Source organism: Staphylococcus sp. ACRSN (genome assembly GCF_022346615.1).
Lineage (GTDB): Bacteria > Bacillota > Bacilli > Staphylococcales > Staphylococcaceae > Staphylococcus.
Map to the genome: position 1 here is coordinate 26,626 of NZ_JAKRNS010000010.1, position 15,255 is coordinate 41,880.

At 31.5% G+C, this 15,255-nt stretch carries 13 protein-coding genes and 1 other RNA gene; 2 read left to right on the forward strand and 12 right to left on the reverse strand.

Going from position 1 to position 15,255, the window contains the following annotated elements; translation table 11 throughout:
• Positions 1-7: 7 nt before the first annotated feature.
• From MHZ36_RS10095 to MHZ36_RS10130, 8 genes are all read right to left on the reverse strand, one after another.
• Complete coding sequence (locus tag MHZ36_RS10095; protein ID WP_239231417.1) at positions 8-3,454, reverse strand: dynamin family protein; 3,447 nt, start codon at positions 3,452-3,454, stop codon at positions 8-10.
• Positions 3,455-3,712: 258 nt separating this feature from the next.
• Positions 3,713-4,345, reverse strand: coding sequence for an SDR family oxidoreductase (locus MHZ36_RS10100; protein WP_239231425.1), 633 nt, complete (start codon positions 4,343-4,345; stop codon positions 3,713-3,715).
• Positions 4,346-4,652: 307 nt separating this feature from the next.
• Positions 4,653-5,558 (reverse strand): EamA family transporter RarD, encoded by a 906-nt coding sequence (gene rarD / locus MHZ36_RS10105; RefSeq protein ID WP_239231426.1) that lies wholly within the window; start codon positions 5,556-5,558, stop codon positions 4,653-4,655.
• A 74-nt stretch (positions 5,559-5,632) separates the two neighbouring features.
• Complete coding sequence (locus MHZ36_RS10110; protein ID WP_239231428.1) at positions 5,633-6,754, reverse strand: THUMP domain-containing class I SAM-dependent RNA methyltransferase; 1,122 nt, start codon at positions 6,752-6,754, stop codon at positions 5,633-5,635.
• A 174-nt stretch (positions 6,755-6,928) separates the two neighbouring features.
• Positions 6,929-7,309, reverse strand: an RNA gene (gene rnpB / locus MHZ36_RS10115) — RNase P RNA component class B.
• A 299-nt stretch (positions 7,310-7,608) separates the two neighbouring features.
• Positions 7,609-7,962 (reverse strand): cell division regulator GpsB, encoded by a 354-nt coding sequence (gpsB, locus tag MHZ36_RS10120; RefSeq protein ID WP_239231430.1) that lies wholly within the window; start codon positions 7,960-7,962, stop codon positions 7,609-7,611.
• Between the two features lie 11 nt (positions 7,963-7,973).
• Positions 7,974-8,540 carry an SLOG family protein gene (locus tag MHZ36_RS10125; protein ID WP_239231431.1) on the reverse strand — a complete coding sequence of 189 codons (567 nt, stop codon included), beginning with the start codon at positions 8,538-8,540 and terminating at the stop codon, positions 7,974-7,976.
• Positions 8,533-8,874, reverse strand: coding sequence for a DUF1798 family protein (locus MHZ36_RS10130; protein ID WP_239231433.1), 342 nt, complete (start codon positions 8,872-8,874; stop codon positions 8,533-8,535). Before MHZ36_RS10130 ends, MHZ36_RS10125 begins: the two co-directional genes overlap by 8 nt.
• Before the next feature lie 255 nt (positions 8,875-9,129).
• Between MHZ36_RS10130 and recU the strand changes: the two genes are divergently transcribed.
• Positions 9,130-9,756, forward strand: coding sequence for a Holliday junction resolvase RecU (gene recU, locus MHZ36_RS10135; RefSeq protein ID WP_239231435.1), 627 nt, complete (start codon positions 9,130-9,132; stop codon positions 9,754-9,756).
• The gene (locus MHZ36_RS10140) at positions 9,753-12,008 is read left to right on the forward strand and encodes a transglycosylase domain-containing protein (protein ID WP_239231436.1); all 2,256 of its coding nucleotides are present in this window, start codon (positions 9,753-9,755) and stop codon (positions 12,006-12,008) included. The genes recU and MHZ36_RS10140 overlap by 4 nt, the downstream gene beginning before the upstream one ends.
• Positions 12,009-12,130: 122 nt before the next feature.
• Here the strand turns inward: MHZ36_RS10140 and MHZ36_RS10145 are convergent, their stop codons facing one another.
• From MHZ36_RS10145 to asnS, 4 genes are all read right to left on the reverse strand, one after another.
• Entirely contained in the window at positions 12,131-12,463 is a 333-nt protein-coding gene (locus tag MHZ36_RS10145) for a YpoC family protein (RefSeq protein ID WP_239231438.1), read from the reverse strand.
• A 6-nt stretch (positions 12,464-12,469) separates the two neighbouring features.
• Positions 12,470-13,129 carry an endonuclease III gene (gene nth / locus MHZ36_RS10150; RefSeq protein WP_239231440.1) on the reverse strand — a complete coding sequence of 220 codons (660 nt, stop codon included), beginning with the start codon at positions 13,127-13,129 and terminating at the stop codon, positions 12,470-12,472.
• Positions 13,119-13,805 (reverse strand): DnaD domain-containing protein, encoded by a 687-nt coding sequence (locus tag MHZ36_RS10155; RefSeq protein WP_239231446.1) that lies wholly within the window; start codon positions 13,803-13,805, stop codon positions 13,119-13,121. Before MHZ36_RS10155 ends, nth begins: the two co-directional genes overlap by 11 nt.
• A 92-nt stretch (positions 13,806-13,897) precedes the next feature.
• Positions 13,898-15,190 carry an asparagine--tRNA ligase gene (asnS, locus tag MHZ36_RS10160; RefSeq protein ID WP_239231448.1) on the reverse strand — a complete coding sequence of 431 codons (1,293 nt, stop codon included), beginning with the start codon at positions 15,188-15,190 and terminating at the stop codon, positions 13,898-13,900.
• Positions 15,191-15,255: the final 65 nt, after the last annotated feature.

Here is a 15,255-nt window from a genome sequence, read left to right on the forward strand (position 1 = left end):
ATCCTTTCTATACTTTCAATAATTCTTTTAATTGTTTATTTGCATCATTTAACTGTTCAATTAATGCATTATCTAAATCGAAAGCAAGTAACGATTTAATTTGTTCGTGTATATCTTTTTCAATTTCAGTACATTGTATTTCTACTTGTGTTTGCATAGATTTAACAATATCAAAAAGTGCCTTTCTTAAATCTGCTATACCTGGATTTAAGTGTTCCATAGTTAAGTTATTGATTTTTTCTTGGATTTCACCTTGAGTTTTAGGTTGTAAGATGTTTTTCTTAGTCAATGACTTAGGTAATGACTTAACCATTTTTTCTAATTCTATTGTTAATAGTGGATCATTTATGGACGCGTCAATATGACTAAAATCAGCTTCGAAGAAAACATGTACTTGTTCCATTTTTTGTTTTAATGGTGCGATTTCATCTTGTAATTGTTCTACAAAATATTTTTTAATTCTTTCTATTAATAGTGACTGTTCTAAATACAATCTTTGATGTATTTGATCTAAGTATGTTTTAGTAGATAAACGTTTCTCAGTATTGAAATCACTATTTTTAGTCATTTGACCATTATAAACTGATTTCACTTCATCTAGCAATTGTATTTTTAGCCTTTGGCTTAAATGATAAATTTGATCTTCTACTTCATTTGATGTTCTCTGTTCTGCTGGTTGCAATAAATTATGTGAAAGAATTTCATTATTACTGAATTGATTTAATTGCTTTTTACGCAATTCAATTTGAGATTGATTGTGTTCAAATTCTTCTATCATATCCTCAAATGCTCGAGATATATGCTCAAGCTGACCTAACATTTGCTTTTGTAAAATACTTTTTGACTCTACTTTTGCAAAATGCTCTATACTTTGACGTAGTTTATCAATACCTTTATCTCCAGTTTTAAGTGCTGTTCTACTAGATACTGGGAAAATATCAGATTTCATATTTACTTGCTCTAAAGCATCGCCAACATATTCAATCACAGCATTTAAATCTTCTTCAGTCTCAGCTAAATCAGTTGCATTCACAACCATTTTAAATGCTTGATTTTCGTTTAGTTGATTCATATCTTTCATGTGTTCAATAAATCGTTTGTCATTATCTGTAAATGAATGGTTAAAATAACTTACATATATAATTAAATCAGAAGACGTTAATATCTTTTCAGTTTCATTCGTGTGTCTCTGATTATTTGAGTGTAAACCAAGTGAATCAACAATGATTTTATCCTTTAACCAATCTAACGGTAACTTTAGATGTACTGTATTAACAAATGTTGCATATTCGTCTTCAGCACTCCATTTTTTTATTGCATCTGATTCAACTGTGTGTACTAATCCATTTTCAATTAAGTTTTGGTACATTGAATAATGCTTTTTAATTGCTTTCACAAACGCCAATTTATTTTTTTCCATGTTGGCAGTTAATTTTTCAATATTTTGATTGATGAAATCTGAAATATTTTTAAATGAGTAATTTTCTATTTCAAATACCTGATTTAATTCATTTAATAATTGCTCAGGTTCTTTTAAAGTAATCTGACTTTCTTTGCCATAAGACAGTTCTGTCATTGCCGCAGTCGTTGGGTTTGGAGAACTCACTAAATATTGATCGCCTAACAATGCGTTAATCAAACTACTTTTACCAGCACTGAAGGTACCAAACACGCCTATTTTAATTGTCTTGTTGTCCAACCTTGTTAATGTGTCGGCAATATCTTTTTTCGTCTGTTCAAAAAGTGGTATATCTTTAATTGTATTTAAACCACTAATAATTTGTTCAGTATAATCTTCAGCTGCTAACACAGTCTGCTTATGTTCTTCTTTTATTATTTTTTTAGATTGCTGATTATGGTTTGGACGATATTCGATTTTTGTTCGGTCTATTAACTTATCTAATGAATCATCAATGTGGATATAGTAATGCATATAATTTTCTGTTTGTAGGGATTCTCTTAAATTTCTATAGTCCATAAACCTTTGATAATCGTTATAGTCATCTTCTTCCGCTATACCGATGTCATTTGCTTTAGCATGTTGGATTGCCTTTTTGAATAAAGGATTAGAAGCAGTTGCAATATATTTTTTAATTGATTTCATTAGATCATCTGAAAATGTAAGGACATACTGATTACTAATGCTTATTTGCTGTTGATATAAATCAGTAATGAGCTCTGGTTGAATTTCATAATGTTGGTTTAAAATTTCATTGTTAATTTCTGCCGAATTGATAAATCGTGTTAAAAACGACATGTCGCTACGTAAAGGTTGACGAATTTCTTGATTAACTTTTTCTTGTAATTGATTAATTAGAGCATCAAGTCTATGTTGTTGTTCTGCACGTGTTTTATTTTTCTTATTAAAAATGCCCCCAACTTTAAAGTCTTTTATACGACTTTCTAAGTAATATCGTATAGTTTCTCTTGTATCGTGTGTCATGACATATGCATTTTCTAATATATCTTTTCGCTTTTGTTCTAAATAGTCAAATAAGCGTTCTGGGTTATTTAGTAATTTAGCTTCTTCGCTAACTTCACGATGTTGTTGGAATTTTAAATAGGCATGATCGAAATCCGCTTCATAAATGTCTAATTTATCTAACAAGTTATTGATTTCGTACTGGATATACGATAGTTGTTCTTCTGTAATAAATTTCACGATACGTGATACATACGAGTCAATAGATTCCCTATTGTTATCTTTTTCAACAAGATAACTAGATAAATCATTGATTTCATTATGTTCATGTTCAAATTTAGAAACATAAAATATACGATCAAGTTCAATTTCCCATTCTTCGATAGACTTTTCTACACGATTTTTAAAAGTGTCAAATGATATTTCTGTTTCGTTGTGTTTATCGATTTGATTGATTACAAACACGACTGGAACGTTTGCTTGATTGAGACGTTTCATAAATTGGAAATTCAAAGCAGATTGTACATGGTTATAATCTACAGTATAGAACAAGACATTACTTGTATACATAAATTCTTCTGTACTAGATTGATGTGTAGATACATTAGAATCAACTCCAGGTGTATCTTGCAATGTAAAGCCGTGATTAAACTTACTAGAGTTATATTTAATTTCTACGGATTCTACATCAAAATTTTCACGATTCATTTGTTTAACTTCATCATAATTAGTTAAATTTGTATATTGTTTATTATTTAAATTAGCTATAATACCATTTTCATCTGTAACAGTGACAATAGCAGTATTACTTGTTGTAGGTACTGGTGAACTAGGTAAGATACTCTCTTCAAATAACAAGTTTATCAATGTAGATTTACCAGCAGAAAAATGACCGACAAACGTAGCAGTATATTGTTCTAGGTAGACCTTTTTGATTACTTGGTTAATGATATGTACTAATCGTTCATTATTTGATTTCTCAACTTCTTTCTTTAATTTATATAAAATATCTAGTTGCGTAGTGTTAGACATTATATTATCCCCTTTGTTACGTATATGTAATTAATCTTATTGTATAACAAAAAAGCAATAGTCAAAAGTAAGTTAACTAAATTATATTTTTATAAATTCAAAGCTTCGTTAAAGTGGAAGCTTCAACTTAAATGATATATTTCATAAAAGCATTACTTGTCTGATTTAACTCGGCTTTATACATAAATAAAACCATCCAATTTATAGGATGGTTTTTAATTGCACCTTTAACTGTTGTATTTAGTAAAAGAAAACGAATTATATGCTTGGTATTTGATTCTCAGTATTTGGTTTGTTGATACCTATATTCTCTCTTAAGTAGAGTTGAGGGTTTTTAGCTATGTTTACTGCAACTGCAGCAACACTCTTTCTTGATACTTCAGTTCCTTTGAAAGGTTCTTCACGTGTTGAAATTTCATAATCGATTTCATTTTTCTCAGTTAACCAAGCAGGTCTGAAGATTGTATAATCCAAATCAGAAGCCTCGATAATATCTGCAGCTTTTCTATAAATATTTAGTTGATCGCCTATCTGTGATTTTATCCATTCACCAAATTCTCCTGGTATCTCATCATATATACCCAAGGCTGTTACAAAAATAAGGCGTTTAACCGATTTATCTTCCATTGCTTTAACAATTGTTTCTGCTTCTTTATCTAATTCACCAGATAAACTAGCCAATACAATATCGACGTCATCCATTGCTCGACTTACATCGTCTAGATTTGTAGCGTCTCCTTCTCTTACCCTTATGCGATCAGAAGCATAATCAGGTAATCTGTTTGCATCTCTTAAAAATAAACGTAAGGTATATGATGTGTTTTCTAAAAAGGAATTAATTGCTGCTTTAGAAACTGCACCATTAGCACCTAATATTAATACTCTTGTCATTTAATCACTCCTATAAATCATTATTCATTAATATATAGATGTATTATTCAATTTAAGTATGAATAACTATTAACGTTAAATTTAAACGTTTCCTCGCTTATGCTCACAATACTACAGTTAACCTGTTTATACTAACAATAAACTCAAATTTTACTTAATCATAATATGAATTTAAGAAAATCTTTATAATATAGATTATTATTGCACGAATTGTTAAAAGAACTAAAAAATCTCTAGTGAAGTTTCACAATACATTGTCGACATGTATATAAAAACATACTAGAGATTTGAGGATTTTATATCCTGTTTAAGTTATAGCTGGATTTTTATCTTTTTTTATTTTGAAGTATTGTGAAACACTATACACAATAATGCCTATCCAGATGAAAATAAATGTTACAAGTTGATCTAGGTTAAAAGGTTCTTTAAATAAGAATACACCTAATACAAACATAATCGTAGGACCAATATACTGTATGAAACCTGTTAAAGAAAGTGGAATTCTTCTTGCACCAGCTGAAAACAGTATTAGAGGGACTGCTGTTACTATACCTGATAATAATAACCAAAATGACGATGCATTATAACCGAAAGTTAAATTGCCTTGATGCCAGATATACCAAATATATATTAATCCAGCAGGTGCAGTTACAATACATTCAATTGTTATACTACTAATTGCATCAATAGGAACAACCTTTTTAATTAAACCATAAATACCGAATGAACCAGCTAATAGTAAAGATATGCCTGGGAAGACGCCCATTTTAATTGTCATATATAAGACGCCTATAACGGCTAATGCGATTGCGACCCATTCCGCTTTATTGAAACGTTCTTTTAAAAAGATTAATGACAGCAATATACTAACCAATGGATTAATGTAATAACCTAAACTAGATTGTAATACATGTCCATTGGTAACCGCCCAAATAAATGTTCCCCAGTTAATAGTAATCACGTAACCGGCAGCAATAATTGCAATTAGTTGTATTGGTTGTGCAAATAGTTGACGTACATCACGTATAAATGGTCCTGTTTTATTGGCTATAATAACAACGAGAACCATAAATACCATAGAAAAGATAATTCTGAAAGCTAATATCTCAAATGCACCAATGTCATGAATGAGTTCCCAATATATTGGGAGTATCCCCCATAAGATATAAGCACCAAAAGCAAATATGATACCCTTTTTAAATTCATTATTCAATTCGTGTACCTCCTTTGACTTATTTTAAAAATATTAGACATTTTATATAGAGAGGTAAACACTTTATTTATACTTTATCGTTTGCCCCAGTATTGATAATAAGTACATTCAATATAACCATTGAACAGTTTTCTTCGTTTTGTTGCTTTTTTATTTGTTAAATGTTCAAATTCTGTATTACTAGTTAGTACATATGCTGATAATTTCTCATGTTCGCTTAACAACTTTCCGATATAGCGATACATTTCTTCAACTTCATCACGATCACCGATTCGTTCTCCATATGGTGGATTCCCTATTAATGCTATAGGTTCTTCAGTATCAATCGTTAAATTATTCACGTCTTTCACACTAAATTTAATAATATCAGACAAACCTACTTCTTCAGCATTACGTTTTGCAATTTCAATCATTTCAGGGTCAATATCAGAAGCGTAAATCTCAATTTCTCTATCATAGTTTGCTTGTTGGTCTGCCTCATCACGCATTTCGTTAAATAAATTATCAGGCATGATATCCCATGTTTCAGAAACAAAGTCCCTATTGAACCCAGGAGCGATATTTTGAGCAATTAAACTTGCTTCAATCGCAATCGTACCTGAACCGCAGAAAGGATCAATTAATGGTGTTTCACCAGTCCAGTTAGCCAAGCGAATTAAGCTCGCTGCTAGTGTTTCTTTGATTGGTGCTTCACCTTGTGCTAAACGATAACCACGTTTATTTAAACCAGAGCCAGACGTATCAATTGTAAGTAATGCTTCGTCTTTCAAGATAGCAACTTCCACAGGATATTTTGCACCTGTTTCACTTAACCAACCTCTTTCTTGATATGCTCGTTTTAGTCGTTCAACGATTGCTTTTTTAACGATTGCTTGACAATCAGGTACACTATATAGTGTTGATTTCACACTTCTACCTTGAACTGGGAAATTACCATTTTGTGCAATAATTGCTTCCCATGGCAATGCTTTTGTTTTTTCAAATAATTCATCAAATGATGTTGCTTTAAACTGACCTACTACAATTTTAATTCTGTCAGCAGTTCTTAACCACAAATTACATTTAACGATTGCAGTTTCGTCACCTTCAAAATATATTCTGCCATTTTCAACAGTTGTTTCATATCCAAGTTCTTGGATTTCCTTAGCTACAACTGCTTCTAATCCCATCGGACATACGGCTAATAATTGATACATAGTTTGTCTCCTTCGCTTATTATGATTATGTATGTATTTTATCAAAAGTTTATTTAAATAGATATGCTGCAAGTTTATGAACTTTGTAAATATCTATACTTAAAATAGAACATTATACTTTAGGCAATTAAAAAAGCTCTCCGATTTGGGAGAGCTTGGGTCTAGTGATGATATTTCTATAAGCCATGTTTTGTACCTTTGTACTGCTAACGTGTACTAGTTACACTCGTACGCAGGTGGTAACCATCTGTCTACATAACTTTTAAATAAAGTTATGCCTTAATTATACGTTGAATTCCGCTAAAAAAGTGCTCCTACCTAATTTGGATTGCTCACTCGAGGGGTTTACCGCGTTCCACCTTTTATATTTCTATAAAAGCTACGTCACTGTGGCACTTTCAAACTATTTTAACCATATCGAATAGACTTAGGCTATTTCGTTGCCGTCAAATTAATGCCTTGACTTATTGTTTCGTCAAGCACGAACACTACAGTCATCTCAGACTGTGTGAGCATGGACTTTCCTCTATATCGCTATAGCGATTACCCGAAACACCATCTTTAAGAGTATATCATTATTTATCTTTCGAAACAAACAAAAATAAAATATACGCCTAAATAATTTGATTTTATGTGTGAATCAACTGATTTTCTGAAAATATCATATATTGCATTCACTTTATTTTCGATTATATATGTATGTAATTATGCGATTTGGTTGCAAAAAAGACAATTTCTATAATTATCGCAATAGAAATTGTCTTTTTTAGATAATAGTATTTTTGTCCAAGTTACTTTTATGTAGGTAATACAATATTCACCTTCATGTGCAATGAGTATAAAGACAGTGTGTATTATTTACCGAATACAGCTTTTTCTAAGTTAGATATTCTTTTTAAAATATCTACGTTATTGCCGCTATTATTTGTGCTTTTAGTAGCACCATTGTTTGAAGAAAAGTTCTTATTTTCTTGTGGTCTCGATGTTGCTACACGTAATCTCAACTCTTCAAGTTCTTTTTTTAGTTTATTATTTTCTTCAGAAAGTTTTACGACTTCATTATCTAAGTCTGCCATTTTTTGATAATCTGCTATGATATCGTCCAAGAAGGCATCTACTTCTTCTCTTCTATATCCACGCGTCATAGTTTTTTCAAAATCTTTTTCATAAATATCTTTTGCTGATAATTTTAATGAAACATCTGACATTATTTTCCACCTCATTCAAAACTTTGTTCTTGAGACCACTGTATATCGTTGATGAATTCAGTTAATTCATCGAACGTAACAATGTCACAAGTATAGTTTGTTTTTTCCATAAAATCAACTAACATCTGCTTAAAGAATTTTGGGCTTGCTTCTTGTTCCTCATCATATATTAACAGGGTGAGATCAGTATGATCTAACATGAACTGATCTGTTTGCTTAAATTGATGCGGACCTTCATATGTGGAATGAAAAACACTATCAACAAAATCAGATTGTTGCAGAATATTTTTGTATTTCAATTGGTTTTGTTCATTCCATCTATCACTATGCCCATAAAAAGGAGTTATGATACCAAGTTTTAACTCCGGGAATGTAGTTTTTAATTCAAGTACTACCTCAGCTGTCCATAATTCTATACCCATCTGTCCTTGTATTAATACCCACTCTAATCCTTCTTCAATCAACTGAATTAATTTATGTTCAATAAACTTCTTTAAATAATTGATTTCAGGCGCATCGTCTTTAAAAATATTGAGTTCAAAAGACTTGTAGCCAGTAACATATACTGTTTTAATCATAAGCATTGCTCATTTCTTGAATGTAGGCTAAATCATATTGCACTGCTTTGATTTTTTCTGTAAATAATTTTCTGCTCGTCCTTTTGAAATGACATTCAACGGATAAAGCTTCGACATTTGAAATAAGCAAATCAAACTTCCGCTTATTCATATATTGTAGTTTAAGTATTTGAGATTCATATGTTTTCAGTTCAGATAATAATTTATCAATATTTTTAGTGAAAGGCATTACTTCTGAATAGAAATCATAATCTGACTCATTTTTCTTAACTAACTCGTATTTGTCGTGCATGCATTGCACTTTATTTAAAAGTTGAGTAATTAATTGTTGCATGAGGTTTCCTCCTACAAATCAAATTTACCATAAATGCTGCTATGCGTCATTTTTTAAGTAGTATGATGACTGAATTATAAAATCAAAGACATTTAGATGAGTTATTGTTTATTTAATAGAAGCACGTTAAAATATAGTTGATGTATTTTTGGTATTTAAAATTACATCTTTTCTTATAGTATAGTTTGGAAAAATAAGTCAAAGTCAGTTATAATGAAAAAGGTTTTTCATAACCAAACTAGAGTGGTGAAAAAAATGAATTATCCAAATGGAAAGCCATTTAATAGAAATAAGCCTCAAGTCGGACGCGCTTTTTCAAACAAATCAAGTAATATAGACTATGGTGGCAGAGGTATGTCTTTGGAAAAGGATATAGAACTGTCGAACAGTTATTATTTAAATCATGGCATGGCTGTCATACATAAAAAGCCTACCCCCATTCAAATAGTAAATGTTCAATATCCCATGAGAAGTAAAGCCGTAATAAATGAAGCTTATTTCAGGACACCTTCAACCACAGATTATAATGGCATTTATAAAGGTCATTATCTAGACTTTGAAGCAAAAGAAACAAAAAATAAAACATCATTCCCGTTAAATAATATGCATGAGCATCAAGTTGTACATATGGATGCATGTTATAAGCAAAATGGAATTGTTTTTTTATTAATTCGTTTTAAAACGCTTGATGAAGTTTATTTACTTTCTTATGTTAAATTCAAATTTTTTTGGGAAAGACATATGAATGAAGTGAAAAAATCTATAACGGTTGAAGAAATAAGAAAAAATGGTTACTATATTCCTTATCAGTATCAACCACGATTGAATTACATCAAGGCAGTTGATAAGTTGATATTAGATGAAAGTGAGGACCGCGTATGACGGAGAAGAAAAGGACTTCCCAATCTAATAGTAATGGAGAGTCCGAACAAAAAAAGAATAGGAATATTAAGAGGACGATTATCAAGATTTTCGGATTTCTCATAATTGCCTTTATCGTATTAGCCTTAATTGGTATTTTGTTATTTGCTTATTATGCATGGAAAGCTCCTGCATTTACTGAGTCAAAACTACAGGATCCTATACCGGCAAAGATTTATGATAAAAACGGTGATTTGGTTAAAACATTGGATAATGGACAACGTAGAGAACATGTTGATTTAGATAAGGTACCTAAAAAAATGCGTGAAGCTGTTTTAGCTACTGAAGATAATCGATTCTATGATCATGGTGCATTAGACTATAAACGTCTATTTGGTGCTGTAGCCAAGAACTTTACAGGTGGTTTTGGATCACAAGGTGCTTCGACTTTAACGCAACAAGTTGTTAAACGTTCATTCTTAACTGACCAAAAATCGATTGCCCGTAAAGCTCAGGAAGCATACTTATCATATCGTTTAGAACAAGAGTACAGTAAAGATGAAATTTTTCAAATGTACTTGAATAAGATTTATTATTCAGATGGTGTCTACGGTGTGAAAGCAGCTGCTAAATATTATTTTAACAAGGATCTAAAAGATTTAAATTTAGCGGAAGAAGCATACTTAGCAGGACTACCTCAAGTACCAAACACTTATAATATTTATGATAATCCAAAACAAGCGGAATCTCGTAAAGATACTGTACTTTATCTAATGGAATACCACCATAGAATTACTAAGAAACAAAAAGAAGAAGCACAAAAAACATCTCTTCAAGATAACTTAGTAAAACGTACGAATGAACAAAGACAAGTAAGTGAAAATGATTCAAACAAAGAATATGATTCTTACTTAACATTTGTTAAATCAGAATTAATGAACAACAAAGAATTTAAAGATAAAGATTTAGCATCAGTATTAAATAGTGGTATTAAGATTTATACAAACATGGATAAAAATGTACAACAAACTTTACAAGACCGTGTTGATAATGGTAGTTATTATAAGAATGAAGATCAACAAGTTGGTTCTTCAATTGTAGATAGTGATACTGGTGGTTTAGTAGCGATTTCTGGTGGTAGAAATTACCGTGATATCCAGGATCGAAACCAAGCTACTGATGCCCACCCTACTGGTTCTTCACTAAAACCTTTCTTAGCGTATGGTCCGGCTATTGAAAATATGCAATGGGCAACTAACCACGCTATTCAGGATGAAGAATCTTATCAAGTAGATGGTGTGACATTTAAAAACTATGACACTAAGAGTCATGGAACAGTTAAACTATACGATGCATTAAGAGAAAGTTTTAATATTCCAGCTCTAAAAGCATGGCAATCTACTAGAGAAAATGCTGGCAATGATGCACCTAAGAAATTTGCTAAAAAAGTAGGACTTGATTATCAAAGTGATATTGGACCATCTGAAGTACTTGGTGGATCAGCGTCTGAATTCTCTCCTACACAACTAGCTTCTGCTTATGCATCTGTTGCAAATGGCGGAGAATATAATAACGCACATTCAATTAAGAAAGTCGTTAAACAAGATGGCGAAACAATCAAATATGAACATAGTAGCCACAAAGCAATGGAAGATTACACAGCTTATATGTTAGCTGAAGTACTCAAAGGTACATTCGAAGCATATGGATCAGCATATGGTCATGGTGTATCAGGTGTTAACTTAGCTGCTAAAACTGGTACAGGTACGTATGGTGAACAAACGTATCAACAATATGGATTACCAGATGATGCTGCGAAAGATGTTTGGATTAATGGTTTCACTCCGAAATACAGTATGTCTGTATGGATGGGCTTTAAATCAGTTAAACAAGGTGGCGTGAATTCATTCGTCGGACATGATGAACAAGAATACCCACAATATCTATTAGAAGATGTAATGTCTAATATTTCACCTAAAGATGGTAAAGACTTTACAAAACCTGATTCAGTTAATGGTAGCGATAAAGATGATTTATCTGTAGCTGGACATAAAGACGATAATACTACAAGCCAAAAGCCAAACGGCCAAGGTAGTAGTTCATCATCTAGCTCTAGTAGCAGTGAATCAAGTAGTAGTTCAGATAGTAGTTCTTCAAATAGTGGATCAACAAGTAATTCTTCTAGTAACTCATCAAGTAGTTCATCTAGTAGCAATGCTTTAACAAAATTATTTAACTTGAATGCTATCTTAGATTTAAAAAAATCATCATAAGATGAATAAATCCCGATTTCCTGCATTAGGAAATCGGGATTTTTAATATGAACATGTTCATGTGTTTACATATAAAAAATACGACAATAATTGCCGTATTTAAGTTTATAGCATATTCAGTACTATGATTGAGAGCGTTTTTGTTTAATTTGATATGCAGCATTCATTTTAATTAATTCTGTTTTTAGTGTCTTCATTTGTCTGTACCCCATAAAATGATGTTTACGCTCAAGCATATAAGTGTAACGTTCTTGGAAATTCATAGGCACAACCGGATAAGAATGCATTGCATCAAAATTAATAACTTCAATTTGATTAATTTGTTTGAAATATGAGATTAATAAGTCAAAATATTGATCTAAACACGCGATTGCTTCAGGATTTTTTAATTGTTTTTGTTTTGCAAAATTATCTAAATTAGTTTCAAGTTCACTAAAATCTTCTTTAACTATCATTTAATTTCACGCTTCCTTTAAGCTTGCTTTATAACGTTTTTGTCCTTCTCTACAGTCCTCTAATAATGGACAGATATCACATTTAGGACTTCTTGCTAAACAATGATAGCGACCAAAGAAAATAAGTTGGTGATGTGTCTTATTCCAACGTTCACGTGGTACGACTTTACAAATCTTATCTTCTACTTGGCGCACATTATCTTTCCAGCGGCAAATACCCAGTCTTTTAGAAACACGTTCAACATGTGTATCTACAGCTAAGGAAGGTTCACCAAATGCCACACTCATCACAACATTTGCCGTTTTTCGGCCGACGCCAGCTAAGCTTTCTAGCTCTTGATGTGTTTCAGGTATCTTGCCATTATATTTAATTAATAATGATTGACATAACTTTTGAATGTTTTTCGCTTTATTGCGGTATAAACCAATCGTCTTTATATCATTTTCCAATTCTGAAAGTTCAACATTTAAATAATCTTCAGGCGTCTTATATTTTTGAAACAAAGTATTAGTTAATTTGTTTACTGATATATCTGTAGTTTGAGCAGATAATAAGACAGCAATCGTTAATTCAAAAGGATTATCATGTACGAGTTCACACTCTGCATTTGGAAACATATTTGATATGACATCAATCATTTCTAATGCTTTTTTATTACTTATCATTTGGATTCTCCCCATTTAACCAGTCAAATTTAGGTACGTTTTGGACGGTATGTTTCATTTTCGGTTGATTAAATTGACGGCTTATTTTTTTAGAATCTTCAATGGTCTTGACGTTATTCTTTTTCCAATTTAATAAAATACGATCAATATATTTAAAACTAAGTTTATTTTGGCTAGTTGCTTCATCTAATGCAGCTTGAATAACAGATAATTCATGGTGATCGACATCTAACCATTGGTTAATTGTTTCAATTTCGTAAGGTGATAGTGCCCTGCCAAATGTTTGTTCTATATTTTTGAAAACAGTTTCAAATGCTAATGCTTGATCTTCTTTGACATCTTCCACTTTCATCTGCTCGATAATTTCACTAAGTCTCTGATAAAATTTATCTAAATTCATATATTCCGTGAATTTACCTTCTTCATCTTTACTTACATTTAACTCTAGCAAATCATATTGGATTAACCGTTGTATTATAGCGGTTATTTCTCGAGAGTCTAATGAACTACCTTGTTGTAATGATTCAATAGATGGTTGTTTGTTTGAAATTTCAGCACTGTGTAATAATTTAATAAGAATGACCAATTCTGTTTCATTCAATCCAAGGTCATTATAATGATCTAATAATTCATTTCTAATTATCACAGGTCTTGATTTCAGTAGTTCTATGTTCAAATATATCACTCCAATCATCTAGAATTGTTATAAAAACGCCCAGTCAAAGTTGTGTAGACTGGACGCATTTTGAAAATATATTCATCATTATTTTATGGATATAAGCGATTTAATAAACGTGGGAATGGTGAAGTTTCGCGTACATGTTCAACACCAGATAACCATGCAACAGTTCTTTCTAAACCTAGTCCAAATCCACTATGAGGTACGCTGCCATAACGACGTAAGTCTAAGTAGTAGCTATAGCTCTCTGGATCTAATTCATATTCATTAAGTCGTTGTTCTAATAATTCAAGATCATTTATTCTTTCAGAACCACCGATAATTTCACCATAACCCTCTGGAGCAATTAAGTCTGCACATAATACAGTTTCTTCATTTTCCGGGTTTGGTTGCATATAGAACGGTTTAATTTTAGTTGGATAGTTTGTGATAAATACTGGTAAATCATAATGATTTGCAATCGCTGTTTCATGAGGTGCACCGAAATCTTCGCCCCACTCAATATCTTCAAAGCCTTGTTCTTTTAAGAACACTACAGCATCATCATAAGTAATACGAGGGAAAGGAGTCGATACTTTCTCAAGTTTTGAAGTGTCGCGCTCTAATGCATTTAATTCTAATTTACAATTTTTCAATACAGATTTAACTACATGTGTAACATATTGTTCTTGTACTTCTAAACTTTGAATATGATCACAGAAAGCCATTTCAGGCTCAATCATCCAAAATTCAATTAAATGACGACGTGTTTTTGATTTTTCTGCTCTAAATGTTGGACCGAATGAGAACACACGACCGTGTGCCATTGCAGCAGCTTCCATATATAATTGTCCACTCTGTGATAAGAAAGCATCTTGATCAAAATATTTCGTATGGAAAAGTTCGCTTGTGCCTTCTGGAGCACTTGCAGTTAAAATTGGTGGATCAATCTTTGTAAAGCCATTATCATTAAAAAATTCATATGTTGCACGTATAATCTCATTTCTAATTTGCATTACAGCATGTTGTTTCTTAGAACGTAACCAAAGATGACGGTGATCCATTAGAAATTCTGTACCGTGATTTTTTGGTGTAATTGGATAATCATGTGCTTCTGCAATAATTTCAATTGATTTAACTTGCATTTCATAGCCTAAATCAGAACGTGTATCTTCAGTGATTATACCTGTAACATATAATGACGATTCTTGTGTTACTTCTTTTGCTAGTTTGAAAATCTCTTCTGCTACATCAGCTTTTACTACAACACCTTGCATAAAGCCCGTACCATCTCTTAATTGTAAGAATGCAATTTTCCCACTTGAACGTTTATTTGTTAACCATGCACCTATTGTAACTTCTTGGTTAAGGTATTGTTTCGCTTGTTTAATCGTTGTTTTCATAACCAGTCTCCTAATGTATATATAATCTTCTTTTATTTATCCTTATATATTTTAACAAAATACGT

Excerpts from the sequence above, each read along its gene's own strand:
- MHZ36_RS10095 (WP_239231417.1), bottom strand. The coding sequence starts at position 3,454 with ATGTCTAACACTACGCAACTAGATATTTTATATAAATTAAAGAAAGAA.
- MHZ36_RS10100 (WP_239231425.1), bottom strand. The coding sequence starts at position 4,345 with ATGACAAGAGTATTAATATTAGGTGCTAATGGTGCAGTTTCTAAAGCA.
- MHZ36_RS10110 (WP_239231428.1), bottom strand. The coding sequence starts at position 6,754 with ATGTATCAATTATTAGCCGTATGTCCGATGGGATTAGAAGCAGTTGTA.
- gpsB (WP_239231430.1), bottom strand. The coding sequence starts at position 7,962 with ATGTCAGATGTTTCATTAAAATTATCAGCAAAAGATATTTATGAAAAA.
- MHZ36_RS10125 (WP_239231431.1), bottom strand. The coding sequence starts at position 8,540 with ATGATTAAAACAGTATATGTTACTGGCTACAAGTCTTTTGAACTCAAT.
- MHZ36_RS10130 (WP_239231433.1), bottom strand. The coding sequence starts at position 8,874 with ATGCAACAATTAATTACTCAACTTTTAAATAAAGTGCAATGCATGCAC.
- recU (WP_239231435.1), top strand. The coding sequence starts at position 9,130 with ATGAATTATCCAAATGGAAAGCCATTTAATAGAAATAAGCCTCAAGTC.
- MHZ36_RS10140 (WP_239231436.1), top strand. The coding sequence starts at position 9,753 with ATGACGGAGAAGAAAAGGACTTCCCAATCTAATAGTAATGGAGAGTCC.
- MHZ36_RS10145 (WP_239231438.1), bottom strand. The coding sequence starts at position 12,463 with ATGATAGTTAAAGAAGATTTTAGTGAACTTGAAACTAATTTAGATAAT.
- nth (WP_239231440.1), bottom strand. The coding sequence starts at position 13,129 with ATGATAAGTAATAAAAAAGCATTAGAAATGATTGATGTCATATCAAAT.
- asnS (WP_239231448.1), bottom strand. The coding sequence starts at position 15,190 with ATGAAAACAACGATTAAACAAGCGAAACAATACCTTAACCAAGAAGTT.